At 65.5% G+C, this 15208-nt stretch carries 14 protein-coding genes; 11 read left to right on the forward strand and 3 right to left on the reverse strand.

The window, feature by feature from the left end:
- Window positions 1-5: 5 nt before the first annotated feature.
- Together urtB and urtA are read right to left on the reverse strand one after the other, a co-directional pair.
- The gene (urtB, locus tag CMO28_RS03805; RefSeq protein WP_296709816.1) at window positions 6-1745 is read right to left on the reverse strand and encodes an urea ABC transporter permease subunit UrtB; all 1740 of its coding nucleotides are present in this window, start codon (window positions 1743-1745) and stop codon (window positions 6-8) included.
- 272 nt (window positions 1746-2017) lie between these two features.
- Window positions 2018-3289, reverse strand: coding sequence for an urea ABC transporter substrate-binding protein (gene urtA / locus CMO28_RS03810; RefSeq protein WP_014745239.1), 1272 nt, complete (start codon window positions 3287-3289; stop codon window positions 2018-2020).
- A 382-nt stretch (window positions 3290-3671) separates the two neighbouring features.
- On the opposite strand from urtA, the gene CMO28_RS03815 reads away from it, so the two are divergent.
- The 11 genes from CMO28_RS03815 to CMO28_RS03865 all read left to right on the forward strand — a co-directional run bounded on the left by CMO28_RS03815 (window position 3672) and on the right by CMO28_RS03865 (window position 14131).
- Window positions 3672-4058 (forward strand): FtsB family cell division protein, encoded by a 387-nt coding sequence (locus CMO28_RS03815; RefSeq protein WP_296709823.1) that lies wholly within the window; start codon window positions 3672-3674, stop codon window positions 4056-4058.
- A gap of 344 nt (window positions 4059-4402) precedes the next feature.
- Window positions 4403-5950, forward strand: a complete 1548-nt coding sequence (locus CMO28_RS03820) for a class I adenylate-forming enzyme family protein (protein WP_296709826.1) — start codon at window positions 4403-4405, stop codon at window positions 5948-5950.
- A 53-nt stretch (window positions 5951-6003) separates the two neighbouring features.
- Entirely contained in the window at window positions 6004-6291 is a 288-nt protein-coding gene (locus tag CMO28_RS03825) for an acyl carrier protein (protein WP_062764930.1), read from the forward strand.
- A gap of 67 nt (window positions 6292-6358) precedes the next feature.
- The gene (locus CMO28_RS03830; protein ID WP_296709831.1) at window positions 6359-7579 is read left to right on the forward strand and encodes a beta-ketoacyl-[acyl-carrier-protein] synthase family protein; all 1221 of its coding nucleotides are present in this window, start codon (window positions 6359-6361) and stop codon (window positions 7577-7579) included.
- A complete protein-coding gene (locus tag CMO28_RS03835) occupies window positions 7576-8370 on the forward strand; it encodes a beta-ketoacyl synthase N-terminal-like domain-containing protein (RefSeq protein WP_296709835.1) in 795 nt (264 codons plus the stop codon). The genes CMO28_RS03830 and CMO28_RS03835 overlap by 4 nt, the downstream gene beginning before the upstream one ends.
- On the forward strand, window positions 8367-9101 hold the full coding sequence (locus CMO28_RS03840; protein WP_062764919.1) for an enoyl-CoA hydratase/isomerase family protein: 735 nt from the start codon (window positions 8367-8369) through the stop codon (window positions 9099-9101). Before CMO28_RS03835 ends, CMO28_RS03840 begins: the two co-directional genes overlap by 4 nt.
- A gap of 3 nt (window positions 9102-9104) precedes the next feature.
- A complete protein-coding gene (gene had, locus CMO28_RS03845; protein WP_062764916.1) occupies window positions 9105-10220 on the forward strand; it encodes a 6-hydroxycyclohex-1-ene-1-carbonyl-CoA dehydrogenase in 1116 nt (371 codons plus the stop codon).
- A gap of 49 nt (window positions 10221-10269) precedes the next feature.
- Entirely contained in the window at window positions 10270-11802 is a 1533-nt protein-coding gene (locus CMO28_RS03850) for a B12-binding domain-containing radical SAM protein (RefSeq protein WP_062764913.1), read from the forward strand.
- Window positions 11803-11904: 102 nt separating this feature from the next.
- Window positions 11905-12834: an MBL fold metallo-hydrolase gene (locus CMO28_RS03855; protein ID WP_296709842.1), complete on the forward strand. Its 930-nt coding sequence runs from the start codon at window positions 11905-11907 to the stop codon at window positions 12832-12834.
- Complete coding sequence (locus tag CMO28_RS03860; RefSeq protein WP_296709845.1) at window positions 12831-13562, forward strand: nitroreductase; 732 nt, start codon at window positions 12831-12833, stop codon at window positions 13560-13562. Before CMO28_RS03855 ends, CMO28_RS03860 begins: the two co-directional genes overlap by 4 nt.
- Before the next feature lie 92 nt (window positions 13563-13654).
- Window positions 13655-14131: a 3-hydroxyacyl-ACP dehydratase FabZ family protein gene (locus CMO28_RS03865; RefSeq protein ID WP_062764907.1), complete on the forward strand. Its 477-nt coding sequence runs from the start codon at window positions 13655-13657 to the stop codon at window positions 14129-14131.
- 218 nt (window positions 14132-14349) lie between these two features.
- On the opposite strand, the gene CMO28_RS03870 is transcribed toward CMO28_RS03865, so the two are convergent.
- Window positions 14350-15135 carry an enoyl-CoA hydratase/isomerase family protein gene (locus CMO28_RS03870; protein WP_296709852.1) on the reverse strand — a complete coding sequence of 262 codons (786 nt, stop codon included), beginning with the start codon at window positions 15133-15135 and terminating at the stop codon, window positions 14350-14352.
- Between the last annotated feature and the right edge of the window lie 73 nt (window positions 15136-15208).

Consider the following 15208-nt stretch of genomic DNA (forward strand, 5'->3'; position numbering starts at 1 on the left):
TGGGATCAGGCCTCCACCGCGCGGCCCTTGAGCGCGAACAGTCCGCGCGGCCGCTTCTGGATGAACAGGATGATGGCGATCAGCACCAGGATCTTGGCGAGCACGGCTCCGGCGAAGGGTTCCAGCAGCTTGTTCACCACACCCAGGGCGAAACCGCCGATCAGCGTGCCCCAGAGCGTGCCGACACCGCCGAACACCACCACCATGAAGCTGTCGATGATGTAGCCCTGGCCGAGATTGGGGCTGACATTGTCGATCTGGCTGAGCGCCACACCGGCAATGCCGGCGATCCCTGAGCCGAGGGCGAAGGTGAGGGCGTCGATCCGGCCGGTCCGGATGCCCATGGACGATGCCATGGCCCGGTTCTGGGTGACGGCGCGGACATGCAGGCCGAGGGGCGTTTTGCGCAGAAGCAGTGCCACGCCGCCGACCACGACCAGGGAGAAGGCCAGGATCCAGAGCCGGTTATAGGTCAGCGTGATGCCGCCGGCGATTTCGAAGGCGCCGCTCATCCAATCGGGGCTGGAGACTTCGCGATTGGTCGGCCCGAAGATGGAGCGCACGGCCTGCTGAATGATCAGGCTGAGCCCCCAGGTCGCGAGCAGGGTTTCGAGCGGCCGGCCATAGAGCCAGCGGATCACGCTGCGCTCGATCGCGAAACCGGCGGCCCCCGAGACCAGAAAGGCTGCGGGCAGGGCGATCAACAGCGACACCGGCATCAGGGCCGGCGCAGCGGCCGCGATGCCCTGCTGGACCAGATAGGTGGTATAGGCGCCGAGCATCACCATCTCGCCATGGGCCATGTTGATCACGCCCATCACGCCGAAGGTGATGGCAAGACCGACGGCGGCAAGGACGAGAACCGATCCGAGGCTCAGCCCCTGATAGACATTGCCGACGAGCGCCCACATTTCGAGTTTGGCTTCAACGGCGGCCAGCGCATCGATCGCCGCCCCCTTCACCGCCTGGGCGGCATCCGGGGAGAGCCCTTCCGGTGTACCGTCGGCGATCCGGCCGAGCAGGCTGCGGACCTGCGGGTCGGCATAGTCGCCCAGGGTCTCGATCGCCTGGAGGCGTTCCTCCGGGTTCTCGGCATAGAAGGCCTGCACGGCGGCCAGCGCCTTGGTCAGCGCGTCGCGGGCGCGGCTGTCGGTTTCGGTCTCGATCGCCTGAGTGAGCAGCGGCAGTGCCGCCGCATCCGGCGACTTGATCAGGCCGTCGGCCGCAGCAATGCGGCGTTCCGGCCGCTTTGCCCTGAGATCGATCAGGCCCATCGCGGCGCGGGCCTCGACCCGCACCCGGTTGTTGACACGGATGCGCTCGACCTGGCCGCGTTCGGCCTTGCCGAGATCCTCGCCGGTCACCGGATCGCGCATGTCGGCATCGTTGCCGCGGCCTTCCAGGATCACCAGACCGCCATCGTTCAGGCGGCCGAGATTGCCGGACTGCAGGGCATCGATCGCCCGGGCGGCGCGAGCGTCGCCCGTAGCTGCCAGGGCGCGAATCAGTGCCAGTGCGCCATCGAAGCCATCGCCTTCGGTGGCGAGTGCGGCGCGCAGCTGTGCATCCTCTTCCGCGGTCGGTGCGGGGTCGGTCGTCTGGGCGACGGCGACGCCCGCGGGAGAAAAGGTGGAGGGGCCGGTGGCGAACGGCAGGATCAGCAGCACCGCGGCCAGCGCGATGGCACGCAGCAGCGTGGCGGGGCCGCCGGCAGGCCGGCGGGGAGAAATCGCTTGTCCGGGCATCGGGCTCGTCTTCTGCAACCGCGTGCGGAGTTGCCGGCAAAGCTGACCGGCCGATCCGGGGCGGCAAGGGCAGGGTGGGGCTTCGGCAGTCGCGATGCCTCGGGCGGCGGGAGAGCGTACCGCGGCCACAGGCAGACAGCCGAAGCCCCGTCCTCCGCGATCGGGCGGCACGGGCCACCGTCCGATCGGTGAAGACTTTCCGTGGAGATGCTGCTGCGCCAGACCATGCCGGGGTTGGCCCGGCGCGGCGCAGCAGCGGTGATGTCAGCGCATCACTTGTACTTCGGCGTTTCGCAGTTGCCGCAGACCCAGGGATAGGTCCAGTCGGCGGTCAGTTTGGCGCTTTCCGGGATGTAGTCGGACCAGGCATCGCCGACGATCGGACCATCGGTCTTCCACACGGTCGAGAACTGGCCATCACCCTGGATCTCGCCGATCAGCACCGGCTTTGACAGGTGGTGGTTGACGTTCATGACCGCGGTGGTGCCGGTCAGCGACGGCACCTTCTGGCCGTACATGGCCTGGCGCACGGCATCGACGTCGGTGGTGCCGGCCTGCAGCACCGCCTGGCTCCACATCTTGAAGCCGATATAGGTCGCTTCCATCGGGTCGTTGACGACGCGCTTGTCGTCCTTGATGAAGGCGTGCCACTTCTTGATGAAGTCGGCGTTCTCGGGCGTGTCGACCGACATGAAGTAGTTCCAGGCGGCCAGATGGCCGACCAGCGGACCGGTGTCGAGGCCCGCCAGCTCTTCCTCGCCCACCGAGAAGGCGACGACCGGAATGTCGGCGGCATCGATGCCCTGGTTGGCCAGCTCCTTGTAGAACGGCACATTGGCATCGCCGTTGATGGTGGAGACCACGGCGGTCTTCTTGCCGGCACTGGCGAACTTCTTCACGTCAGAGACGATGGTCTGCCAGTCGCTGTGGCCGAAGGGCGTATAGCTCTCCATGATGTCGTCATCCGAGACACCCTTGGAGTGCAGGAAAGCGCGCAGGATCTTGTTGGTCGTGCGCGGGTAGACATAGTCGGTGCCGAGCAGAACCCAGCGCTTGGCCGCCCCGCCATCCTCGCTCATCAGGTATTCGACGGCCGGGATGGCCTGCTGGTTGGGGGCGGCACCGGTGTAGAAGACGTTACGCGAGCTTTCCTCGCCCTCGTACTGCACGGGGTAGAACAGAAGCCCGTCCAGCTCTTCGAACACCGGCAGCACGGATTTGCGCGAGACCGAGGTCCAGCAGCCGAAGACGACGTCGACCTTGTCCTTCTCGATCAGTTCGCGGGCCTTCTCGGCGAACAGCGGCCAGTTCGACGCCGGATCGACGACGACCGCTTCAAGCGGGCGACCGAGCAGGCCGCCGCTCTTGTTCACCTCGTCCACCAGCATCAGCACGGTGTCCTTAAGGGTGGTCTCGCTGATCGCCATGGTGCCCGACAGCGAGTGCAGAACGCCCACCTTGATGGGTTCTGCGGCAGTGGCGGCGCTGACGGCGGCTGCGGCGAGAATGGCGCCGCTGGCGATGGTGCGGACGATGAGTTTCATTGACGGCCTCCGGTAGGGCGCGTTGTTCCGATCCATGAGCCAGAGCAGCAAGAAGCGGACCAAACATGCTTGGGTAGGAAGGCGTCGGCCTGCTGTCCGCAGGTCTCCGCGGTTCTCTCCGGGGAAGATTACGTAGAAGGCGACAGGCGCGCAGGTGTCCGAACGGTGTTGGGTTCGCTCAAAAAACCGTCAGATGACATAACATGGTTAAAATTTAGCCATATTTGTGACAGCCCGTGGCATGAGCCGGCGCGGCGACCGCGCCACAGGCGCCATGACAAATATCGGACGGGGCGGCCTGCGCCGCGAAGGCTGATTGACGCCGTGACGACTGCGTGATTCCATGCACCCCATGTCGATGCAAAGGGATATAACGCGCCGCTTGCGCCAGATCGCGCCCCAGATTTTCTGGGGGTGCCTGGTCAGCTATTTTGCGTTCCACGCGGTTCAGGGCGACCGCGGGGTCGTGGCCTGGCTGCAGATGCGCCAGCAGCTGGCGGCACTTGACCATCAGCTCGACGACGCCCGCACAGAACGGCAGCGGCTTGAGAAGCAGGTGGCTCTCATGCGCGCGGAAAGTCTGGACCCCGATATGCTGGACGAGCAGGTCCGCCGGGTGCTCGGTTACACCGATCCGCGCGATCGGGTTGAATTCTACGATGCATCGGCTGCCCTTCAGCCCCCGACCGGGGAAGCGTCGGCTAAGACCGACGCGCCGGCAAGCGTGCTTGATGTGCTTCCGGATCAGGGGATGCCTGCGCCGCGTTGAGGCGGGTGCGTCGTGGATACTGCATGCTCTGGCGCCCGGAATAAAAAGCACGAGCGCCACTTGATCGTAAAAATGACGTGTCATTTTGTTTATTGTTGTGCACCTGCGCAATAACGCATGCTGTCGTCGGCAGTCCTTCTGTCTCGTGGTGGATGATGGCGTGAGGCCGGGGACACGTTCCGGATGCGCTCCATAAGCAAATCCTCTGGGCGCGATTATTCAATTTTTGGTTGCATAGCCTGGAATCGGGTGCATATAATCAATCTAAGGTACATATTGCGCGGCAAAATATGCGCACAGGTAGCGCAAATGATGGTGCCTGTCTGCAAGGTGGCGGCTCGCTCATGTCGATGCTTCATACGGAATGCCTGTCTCCGTCCCGTGCTCATGCGACTGCCATCGCCGTGGCGGATATCGGCCTGACGATCAGCTATGGCGCACTCGCGACTGCAGCCCGCCGGCTTGCGGGCGAAATTGCCTGCCATCTGCCTGCCGGCGGCGGGCGTGCCGCCGTACTCCTGCCCTCATCCATCGAATTTTGTGTCGTGGCATTCGCGCTGCTTGAACGCGGCATCGCGGTTGCTCCGATCGACGTCAGCCTGCGCGGACTTTCTCTGGATACTGCACTGCGGCGTCTTTCGCCGCATGTGGTGGTGGCAGCGCCGTCCGTCATGGCCCGGGTGCCCCGCGATCGGCTTGCGGAATGCAGCCTGAAGTTGAATCTCGAATGCGTTCATACCGAACGATCTCCGGCTCTTGTGGTCGAACTGGCGTCGGATCTGGGCAGTGATCGCAGGATGATTGCAGTGCAGCAGGATGACGGGATGGCGGAGCCGGGAGAGGGAGCCACCCGGAACCCCGGCGCGGATGCCCTGCTGGTGTCGACGTCGGGAAGCACCGGCTTGCCGAAATATGTCCGGCTCGGTCATGCCGGCACGTTGTTCAATGCGCGCGGGCACCTCAAGGCCCTGGGTCTGACGGCGCCGTTCAGGGCGTTCCAGGCGTTGGATGTCAGCTACAGCTATGGTCTTGTGGCGTCGATGCTGGCCACCTTTGTAGCCGGCGGCACGCTGTGCCTGCCCGTGCGCAGCGATCTGCAGGCGCTGCGGCCAGCGCTGATCCGTTCGGGAGCGACGGTGTGCCTGGGGAGCCCGGCCCTGTTCGACTACATGCTCCAGACCTGCCCGGCCGACGAGCGCGACGGTCTCCGGGCTCTGACGGTGATCGGCATCGGTGGCGACCGCGCGACCGAGACGCTGCGGCGCCGGATTGCCGCAGCACTTCCGCAGGTCGCCGCGCATGTGACCTATGGCGTAACCGAGGCGGGGCCACGTGTGGCGACACTGCCGCCCGATCGGCTCCTGACTGCGCCGGACTCCGTCGGGTTTCCCCTGGATGGCGTGGAGATCGCCATTCTCGGCGAGGACGGCGAGCCGATGCCGGCGGGTGAGGTCGGCCTGCTGCATATCCGCACACCTTCGCGCATGAACGGCTACCTCGACGATCCGACCCCTCTCGACCCGTCGGGCTGGCTGGCGGTCAAGGACCTCGCCAGCCTCGATCCCGAGGGCATGCTCGTGATTCACGGGCGGGCCGATCGCCAGTTCAAGCATCGAGGGCGGCGCATCAATCCCGCTCAGATCGAACGGGTGATCGAACGCCTGCCAAAGGTGGTGTCGGTCCGGGTCGAGCCAGTGCCCGGTTCGGATTCGCTGAGGGCGATCGTGCATCACCAGATCGATGTCGGCGACGATTTCTGCGACCGCCTGGTCGCGCACTGTCGCCGCAACCTGCCGCCCCGTCTGGTTCCGGAGATCGTTGAGACAATCCCCGAGACCGGCGGGTTTTTCTTCAAGGGACGACCTCTCGCAGTCCCGGGGACCGTGGGATAGGCACCCGGTTCCCATGCCTTCCGCCCAGCCAAGCATCCAAGGAGATCCAGGGCATGACCACCAAGACCGAAATTGCCGAACGTGTGAAGGGCATGCTGGTTGACGACCTGTTCCTTGCCGATACGGCCGAGGAAATCGGCGACGACGCCGAACTCGGCACCGAACTCGGCATGGATTCGGTTGGTTTCGTCGAACTCGCGACGATCGTCGGCGAAGTCTTCGAAATCAGCGTCTCCGATACGGATATCGGTCAGGGGCATTTCGCGACCGTCCGGTCTTTGACCGACTTCATTCATGCCCGGCTGGCGGAGAAGGCGGCCCCCACCGCGGTCAGCGCCTGATCCGCCGGTCGACGACACCGTCGCCCGTCCCCCTGCGACGGACTTCATTTGCCGGAGAACCCACCAGATGCTGCCGATCATCACAGGCATGGGTTGCATATCCGCCCTCGGGCACGGTGTCGATGCCCTGTGGAACGGGCTGCTCCACGGCAGGAGCGGCATCCGGCCGATCACGTCCTTCGCCCATGACGGGCTGCGCAACGTGAAGGCGGGAATCGTGCCGGATGGTCCGGAACTCGGCGCCTTCGCCCATGAATACGGCATCCGGCACCGGCTTCTGCTCTACGCCCTGATCGCAATCGACGAGGCGCTGGCCGATGCGGGCATCGATCGTGCCGACTTTAAGGAAAAGGCGGCACGTGGCCGGGCGGTGGTGTTGCTCGGCACCTCGCTCGGCATGTCGCTCGTCGATCGCGACGGCGTGCCGGACGAGGTCCTTACGATCCACGATGGAGACCCGGACAACGCCGATCTCGACCGGCTTGCAGCCGAGGCCGACCGTCTGCTCGGTGCGCCCGGGGTGACCATGATCGTAAGCACGGCCTGCGCATCCTCGACCCATGCTCTGGCGCTTGCGCGCGACCTGATCAGGGCAGGGGAGGCGGAGCTGGTGGTTGCGGGCGGGGCCGACAGCCTGGACCGCATGAAATATCTTGGCCATTCGGCCCTGCAGACCCTGAGCCTCGACGTACCGAGGCCCTTCTCCACCGCACGGGACGGCACGCTTTTCGGCGAAGGCGCGGGCTTCCTCGTCGTCGAGCCGGCGCGAGCCCGTGCCGGACGCCCGGTGCGGGCAGCGCTGGTGGGGGCTGGATACAGCACCGACATCACCCATGTGACGGCGCCCGATCCGGAAGGCAGCGGGGCGGCGATGGCGATGCGCAGCGCGCTGATCGACTCCGGCATCACCCCCGAGGCCGTGGGGCATGTCAATCTGCACGGCTCGGGCACGGCGCTGAACGACATCGCCGAAGCCAAGGCGATGGCGGCCGTATTCGGTTCAGCGGCAGCGGCACTGCCCGCCACATCCATCAAGGCGGCGGTCGGTCACGCCATGGGGGCCGCGGGTGCCATCGAGGCCATCGCCACCATCCGCACGCTGGAAACAGGTCTTGTTCCGCCGACGCTGGGCCTTGGGCCGCTTGAGGTGGATGGCGGGCTCGACATCGTGACCGGCAGCCCGCGTAGGGTCGATGACCTGGTTTTCGCTCTCAGCAATTCGTTCGGGTTCGGCGGCGCCAACGGGGTGGTCGCCCTCGCGAAGACGTCCGGGGAGGTGCCGGCATGAACGCGATTTCGCTCCAGGATCTGACGGATGCGGCACCTCATGTGCTGCCGCATCTGGCAGGTGCCGGGCTTTCGGCGCCCGACGGTCTTTCGGGACCGGTGGCGCTCGGCCATTTCGGCGTCATCCCCGATGGGGACGTCGTGTCGCCGCCACCGATGGCCGAACCGACGGCCGGGCTGGTTGCGAGCTTCAAACGGTCGACCCGTCAGCGCTATATCGATCCGGCGGCCGAGCATGGGCTGAAGGCTCTTGCCGATGCAGTGGCCGGCGCCGGGCTTTCGGCGGATCGCATGGCCGCGGCGCCCCAACGCTTCGGTCTGCTGCTCGCGACCACGGCGGGTCCTGTGGAGACCAGGAAGCAGTATGTCTCTTCCTACACCCAGCGTGGCCGGCAATCGGTGTCGGCGACCCTGTTCTCAAGCGTCGGCTACAACATCGTCGGTTCGCTGCTTGCCAGGTCGCAGGGGTTGCGGGGCCCGGTGCTGACATTCGCGGCCCGGCCCGGATGGCTTGCGGCCCTGGTGGCCCATGCCCGCCGGCTGTTCACGGCCGACCGGACGGACCTGATTTTCGTGGGCCGGGCGGAAGCGGACGGTGCGATGGTTCTGGCGCTCTCGCCCGAGACCGGAACGGGGGCCGTGCTTCACGATCGCCCGACCGGCGCAGCGCTCCGGCCGCTGGTCAGTGGCGACGATGGGCGTCTGGCGGCGACGCTTGCTCTGTACAGCTGGCGCGGCGGGGCGGTGCCGTTGGAAATCGGGGCGGACCGCCTGTCCGAGATCGCGCCATGAGTGGTGGCGTCGCCCATCTGCGCTTCGTGGCGGCCGAAGATCCGCGCCCGCGGTTGACACCGGAGGTGCTGGAGCGGATCGCCACCGCCGTGGCGGAGGTGACGGCAGCCGGAGATGACGGTCCGGCGGTTCTGCTGCTCAGCGGCTCGCGCCGTGCCTTCGCCCTTGGGGCGGATCTCGGCCGTTTGCTGGACCGCGACCGGACGGTGGACGATGCCTATCTCCGCCGGGGTCATGAAGTCCTGGAGGCCATCCGGTCCTGCCCCGTTCCCGTCATCGCAATGGTGGACGGCCTGGCTCTGGGCGGTGGTTTCGAACTCGCGCTTGCCGCCGATATCCGGTGGGCAAGCCGGCGGGCCGTCTTTGGCCTGCCCGAGGCGCCGCAGGGTCTTGTGCCCGCCTGGGGGGCGTTGCCGGCGCTGTTCCGGGATTTTCCCGGCGCCCTGATCTGGGAAATCGCCCTGGGGCGACGGATCGGTGCGGGGGAGGCCCGACAGCTCGGTCTGGTCGGACGGATTGCGACCGAACGCGACGCGACCGCCTGGGCATTGGCCGGGGCGGAGGAGCTGGCAGCCGCCGGCCGGGCGACGCTGGCGGCGATCAAGAGTATCCGGCGGGCGCCTGCAGCCGTGGCGGCGTCGACCGAACAGGCGGCCTTTCACGAGCTTGCCTGGCGGTTGGACGCCTATGGGATGCGTGCAGGCGGACACGCCGCGATCGGAGGAGCTTGAGCCATGCACCTGACCTGCAACGCCTGGCAGATGCAGCCGGGAGCCGGTGGGGCTGCGGCGGGGTTCAGCCTGGAGGCGATCGACCTGCCGGCACCTCAACTTTCGGCGGGGGAGGCGCTCGTCGAAATTGCCGGTTGCGGCATATGCGGCACGGATCTGTCGTACTTCTATGGCGGCGTGCCGACCGTTGCATCGCCCCCGCTGATCCTGGGGCACGAAGTGAGCGGCCGGGTGGTGGAGGTGGCGACGGCCGCCGACGAGGCCTTGCTCGGGCGCCATGTGGTGGTGCCGACGGTCATCCCCTGCCGAAAATGCGAGCTTTGCCGCAGCGGCCGGGCCAATCGCTGTCTGCGCCAGCGGATGCTGGGTGGCAATTACGGAACCCGAGGCGGCTTCGCCAGTCATGTGGCCGTTCCGGCGGGTGAATTGACACCCATCCCTGAGGACTGCCCTTTGCCGCTTGCCCGAATGGCGGTCGTGGCCGATGCCGTGTCCACGCCGTTCCAGGCTGTCCGGCGGGCACGGCTGAATGCCGGCGACAAGGTGATCGTCATCGGTGCGACCGGCGGCCTGGGCGTCTACGTCTCTCAATGGGCGAAGCTGGCCGGTGCTGCCATGGTCGTCGGGATTGCCCGCGACGCGGCCCGGCTCGATGAATTGAAGGCACATGGCCTGGATGCCGCCATTCCCGTGGGGGACGGCGATGTCGACCATATCCGCCACGAGTTGTGGAACCTCTGCCGTGCGGGCGGACACAACCCACGTTGGTCCTGGACGATCTTCGAGGCGAGCGGAACCCTGGCCGGGCAGAGGCTCGGTCTCGATCTGCTGACCTTCGCGAGCAAGCTGATCCTGGTCGGCTATGCCGGGGGCGACATCACCACGGCGCTTTCGAAGGTCATGGCCTATGACGCCGAGATCATCGGGAGCTGGGGGTGCGACCCGCGCCTCTATGCCGATGTGATCGCCCATGTCAGCTCGGGCGATGTCGACATCATGCCCTTCACCGAGACGCGACCGATGTCCCGCATCAGGGAGAGCTTCGCCGAACTCAAGGAGCGGCGCAGCGGTCTCAGACGGATCGTGCTCACCAACGACTGGGCGGCAGAGCCAGACTGAGGCCGTCCGGGTGCCGGGTTCATATCACGTTTCCAAGGGAGTTCGCGACATGCACATGGAAACCCGTCCACGCCGTACCGGCTGGGTCGAATACATCAACAAGACCGATTACGTGCCTCGTCCGGAAGAAGTGCTGTTCACCACCGCACCCCGCGACATCTATGTCGAGGAGGGGTATGACGGTGACATCCCGTGCATCACGGATGACGGCCGGCTCGACTGGTTCGCTCATCATCCGCTGGCCTATCCCGAGGAGTACCAGCCCTCGGTGAAGTCGCGCTCTTATGACATCGCCTTTCTGGAGCTGAATGTTCCGGGGCCGACCTATCTGGAACTGCCGCTGCAGGCCGAGATCATCGCTGCGCTCGAGAGCGGGCAGTACAAGGTGCTGGCGATCACCGCCTATACCTGGATGATTCCGTGGGCGCTGAAGCTGGCCGAAAGGGCCCGCCGCGACTACGGCATTCGCGAGGTCTGGCTCGGCGGCTATGGGATCATGACGCCCGAGCCGAAGATCCGGCAGCTCTTCGACCGGCTGTTCTGGGGGTATGCCGAGAGCACGATGCGTGAGGCGCTGGGGCTTTCACCGATGAAGCCCTCGCAGATCGAGCATCCGATGCTGATCAACGAGAGCACCTATCTTGCTCACAAGATCAAGATCGGCCATCTGTTCTGGGAACGTGGCTGCACCCAGCGTTGCACCTTCTGCGCCGACCCCGTCTTCCAGCCCGGCGGCGAGGGGACCTTCTCGGTCGAGAACGTCCGCCGTACCCTGGAGCGGTACAAGGAAGAGGGCGTGGTCACCGTCCATCTGGTGAACCAGGATGTCCGTCCGTTCAAGGATGTCGGCCGGCAGATCATCGAGCTGCTGTACGAATACGGGCTCCCCTTCACCATGATGACCAGCTTCCTGGCGCTGACCGCCAAGGGGCATGACGGCATGAAGTGGCTGGCCGACAAGGGGCTGACCATGGCGCAGCTGGGTGTCGAGTCGCTCGACGACACCAATCTGTCGAAGTCGCTCAAGACCACGAACTACGACCACATTTCCAAGACCGTGCGCCAGATGGATGACCTGCGCATCCGCATGTCGGCGACCTACATCGTGTGCTTCGAGGATGATACGCCGGAAAGCATCCATCGGTCCAAGCGTCTGCTTGGCGACCTCGGCCCGATCTATACCTATTTCAGCATCCTTCAGCCGATGCCGAGCACGCCGCAGTACTACGACATGCACAAGCGCGGTCTGATCAACGACTGGGACTTCCGGAAGTGGACCGGCGGCTATCTGGTCTGGGATCATCCGACCATCAAGCCCGACGAGGCTCGCGAGATCGTCCGCGATATGGACCTTGCGATCAATACGCCCCAGTACAACCAGCGGCTCAAGCGCGAATGGCAGCGTATCAGCCGCATGCGTGAGCGGATGCATGAACGCGGCCGGGCGGGCTACACCCTCGATATGCGGGCCCGCGCGCGCGTCTACTATCACCCGCAGAGCGATGCCCAGCTGCCGGCTGCCGAGTTCAGCGCCCGCAGCGGCATTCAGACGGCCACCACCCGTACGCCCACCACGGCCTGACCGCCGTCGGCCATTCCGTTTCCGCTGCCGCATCCGCGCCCCAAGGGGCCGGTGCGGCGCGGAGGCGGGCGGCCGGCCGTTCGAAGCGAGGATCCGGACCACATGTGGACGACCACCGAGATCGCGCCCGGCGCCTGGTTCGTTCAGCGGGACTGGCTGAGCTGCAACCACTTCATCGCCCGGGATCCGCAGCTCACCCTGATCGATACCGGCTTCGACGGCGATCTCGACGAGACGGTGTCCATCCTGAAGCAGATGGGTGCCGAACCGCGTGACGTGGAGCTGATCGTCAACACGCACTGTCACTGCGATCACGCCGGCGGCAATCGCTTCTTCACCGACGCTTCGGGTTGCGATGTGTGGATGCACGCGGCCGAGAAGGCCCGCATCGATGCTCGTGACGACATCGGGACCTGGTGGCGCTTTCACGATACCTGGGCGGCCTTCTTCGACGTGAACCGCGGGCTGGAAGAGGGCGACGAGTTTCGCTTCGGGCCGCTGACCCTTCAGGTGCTACACGCACCGGGCCACAGTCGCGGTCTGATGGTGCTGTACGCACCCGAGATCAAGGCCCTGTTCAGTGCCGATGCCGTGTGGCAGGGCGACATGGGGGTCATCAATCCCATTGTCGAGGGCGAGGACGCCCTGGAGCGGGCCGTGGAGACGCTGCGCCGGCTGGATGCGCTGAACGTGGCGACGGTTTATCCGGGGCATGGTCCGGTGGTCACAAATCCGCGCCCCGTGATTGCCAGGCTTCTGCGCAAGCTCGATCGGTATGCCACCACGCCGCTGATGATGCATACGGATCATCTTCGCAAGATGCTCGCCTACATCGTGATGACCAAGGGCGGTATGCGTGAGGCCGGATTCTTCGAATATCTGATGGGAACCGTCTGGTATCCGCAACTCGTCGACCGGTATTTCGGAGGCGACTATGCCGGCGTCTATGACGAGACCATTCAGGGGGTGCTGCGCACGCGGATGATGGTTCGTCGCGGCGACAGCTTCTACGGAGTGGGGAGCGATAAATGACCGTGCAGACGAGCAGTGACGTGGTGCCCGTGGATGCCGAGGAAGGCCGCGTCGATCCCGTCATGCCTGATGTGATCGACGCGATCACCGGCCGGCGGTCGATCCGCGCCTTCCTCGACCGGCCGGTCAGTATGGCGCAGGTGACGGCCGTGCTCGATGCAGCACGATGGGCCCCGTCGGGCGCCAATATGCAGCCTTGGGACGTGCATGTGGTGCAGGGGGCGACCAAGGCTCGATTGACCCGGGCGCTGCTCGATGCGCGTAACGCCGGCACGGCCGAGACGGCCGACTATCAGTATTATCCGACGACCTGGTTCGAACCCTTTGCCGCCAGGCGTGTGGCGCTTGGGGTGCAGATGTACCGTGCGCTCGGGGCTGCACGGAGCCCGGCCGCCCGCAAGGAAAGCTGGAACCGCAATTACGATTTCTTCGGGGCACCGGTCGGCCTGCTGTTCTTCGTTGATGCACGGCTGGAAACCGGATCCTGGGTAGATTGCGGCATGTTCATCCAGAACGTGATGCTGGCCGCCCGCGCCTATGGCCTCGAGACGTGCCCGCAGGCCTCTCTTGCCGAATATCCGGATGCCGTGCGCTCGGTGCTGGGCGTGCCTGCCGATCGTCGGCTCATCTGTGGCATCAGTCTCGGCCATCCTGATCCTGCCGCACCGGTCAATGCTTTCGAACGCAGCCGGGTGCCGGTCGAGAGCTTCACCCGCGTGCATGACTGAACAGATCCCCGAGGGCGAAAAGCGCCGGACCGGGACCGCGGCCGACCGTCCGCCGGACGCAGGCAAGATAATCATTCAGGGAGAACCAGCCCATGGCGGAAACCAGCCGTGTGATCGGTTTTACGGAACTTAAGGAGCGCTATCTGCCTCAGCGCTATCCGCTGCTGTTGCTGGATCGGGTCACCGGCTTCGCGGCCGGCGAGTGGATCGAGGCGATCAAGGCCGTTACCGGCAATTCGCCCGATCTGGTCGGTCATTTCCCGGAGCGGGCGATCCTGCCTGGTTCGGCCATGATGCAGTCCTTTGCTCAGCTTGGGATCGTCTTCTTCAAGGTGACGAACGGCGCGCTGGCCGACAATGAACTCACGGTCGTCACCTCGTTCAAGATCCGGCTGATGGCACCGGTGATCCCGGGGGAGATCATGCGCCTGAGACTCGCCGCCCGCCGGTTCTCTCCGACCGTCGGCGTCTTCAGAGGCGACGCCGAGGTCGATGGCCGCAAGGTGGCGGCAGTCACCCTGACCATTGCCAAGACCCGGTTGTCGACCTATGCCGATATTCCATGGTGACGGGACCACATGGTGAGGGATGCCGGGGCCCGGCCCTGATGATCGGACAGTACCCGTGCCCGGCTTTTGCCGGGCATTCCTTTTGCCGGGGGTCGTTCCTGGGCAAAAAAAACGCATGCCCGCCGGGAGGGGGCATGCGTTTCGAGGTACAGGGACCCACGGAGACGGTTCAGCCGGACCGATCCGATGAGCACCACCCACCCGGCCGGGGCCGGATGTCACTTGCCGGTGAACCGTCCGAGCCTTGCACGGGCATCGGAGAAGTCACCCAGACTTGAATATCCGTTGATCGTCTCAAGGCGGAGTGCGTCGTCCAGCGGTCGCCCGATCAGATCGAGGATCGTCTCTTTGGCCGAGCGCACGGCCGTGGGCGAATTCGCCATGATCACCCGGGCCACCCGTTCCGCAGCCTGAAGCAGCTCGTCGGCAGGGACCACCTGAGATACCAGACGAAGGCGGAGTGCTTCCTCTGCATCGACCTCGCGACCGGTGAGGGTCAGATCCAGAGCGACGCCGATCCCGGCCACGGCCACCAGCCGGACCAGACCGCCGTCGCCCTGATGCAGGCCATGGCGGACCTCGAAGACTCCGAACTTTGCCCGATCGGAAGCGATTCGGATGTCGCAGGCGAGTGCCAGTTCGAACCCACCGCCGATGGCATGGCCGTTGATGGCGGCAATCACCGGCTTTGTCAGCCGATGGCGGCCTCGCGTAATCCCGCCGGCAATGCCCATGGCGGCGTTGCGCCGTGGCGCCATCAGATCCGCATCTTCCCATTTCGGGATAAAGGTCTTGAGATCCGCGCCCGCACAGAAGGCCTTGCCGGCCCCCGTGACCACCGCCACCTGGGCGTCGTCATCCGCTGCGAAGCGATCCCAGATCCGGCCCAGTTCATCATTCAGGGCGTCGTCCAGCGCATTCAGCGCCGCCGGACGATTTAGCGTGATCCAGGCAATGCCGTCGCGCAGATCGTAGAGGGCGAGGCTTGTATGAATTCCACTCATCGGGCCGTCTCCTGGTAGGATGTTTGGCCTGATAGCCGGGAGAGGGTCGCCGCGTTGCGCTCGAAGGATGATC

The sequence above is a fragment of the Tistrella sp. genome (assembly GCF_002684955.1).
Classification (GTDB): Bacteria; Pseudomonadota; Alphaproteobacteria; order Tistrellales; family Tistrellaceae; genus Tistrella; species Tistrella mobilis.

What these genes read in the sequence shown, in the direction of transcription:
- CMO28_RS03870 (WP_296709852.1), bottom strand. Translation starts at nt 15,135, where the DNA reads ATGAGTGGAATTCATACAAGCCTCGCCCTCTACGATCTGCGCGACGGC.
- CMO28_RS03865 (WP_062764907.1), top strand. Translation starts at nt 13,655, where the DNA reads ATGGCGGAAACCAGCCGTGTGATCGGTTTTACGGAACTTAAGGAGCGC.
- CMO28_RS03860 (WP_296709845.1), top strand. Translation starts at nt 12,831, where the DNA reads ATGACCGTGCAGACGAGCAGTGACGTGGTGCCCGTGGATGCCGAGGAA.
- CMO28_RS03835 (WP_296709835.1), top strand. Translation starts at nt 7,576, where the DNA reads ATGAACGCGATTTCGCTCCAGGATCTGACGGATGCGGCACCTCATGTG.
- CMO28_RS03840 (WP_062764919.1), top strand. Translation starts at nt 8,367, where the DNA reads ATGAGTGGTGGCGTCGCCCATCTGCGCTTCGTGGCGGCCGAAGATCCG.
- CMO28_RS03820 (WP_296709826.1), top strand. Translation starts at nt 4,403, where the DNA reads ATGTCGATGCTTCATACGGAATGCCTGTCTCCGTCCCGTGCTCATGCG.
- CMO28_RS03825 (WP_062764930.1), top strand. Translation starts at nt 6,004, where the DNA reads ATGACCACCAAGACCGAAATTGCCGAACGTGTGAAGGGCATGCTGGTT.
- CMO28_RS03850 (WP_062764913.1), top strand. Translation starts at nt 10,270, where the DNA reads ATGCACATGGAAACCCGTCCACGCCGTACCGGCTGGGTCGAATACATC.
- CMO28_RS03830 (WP_296709831.1), top strand. Translation starts at nt 6,359, where the DNA reads ATGCTGCCGATCATCACAGGCATGGGTTGCATATCCGCCCTCGGGCAC.
- CMO28_RS03855 (WP_296709842.1), top strand. Translation starts at nt 11,905, where the DNA reads ATGTGGACGACCACCGAGATCGCGCCCGGCGCCTGGTTCGTTCAGCGG.
- had (WP_062764916.1), top strand. Translation starts at nt 9,105, where the DNA reads ATGCACCTGACCTGCAACGCCTGGCAGATGCAGCCGGGAGCCGGTGGG.
- urtB (WP_296709816.1), bottom strand. Translation starts at nt 1,745, where the DNA reads ATGCCCGGACAAGCGATTTCTCCCCGCCGGCCTGCCGGCGGCCCCGCC.
- urtA (WP_014745239.1), bottom strand. Translation starts at nt 3,289, where the DNA reads ATGAAACTCATCGTCCGCACCATCGCCAGCGGCGCCATTCTCGCCGCA.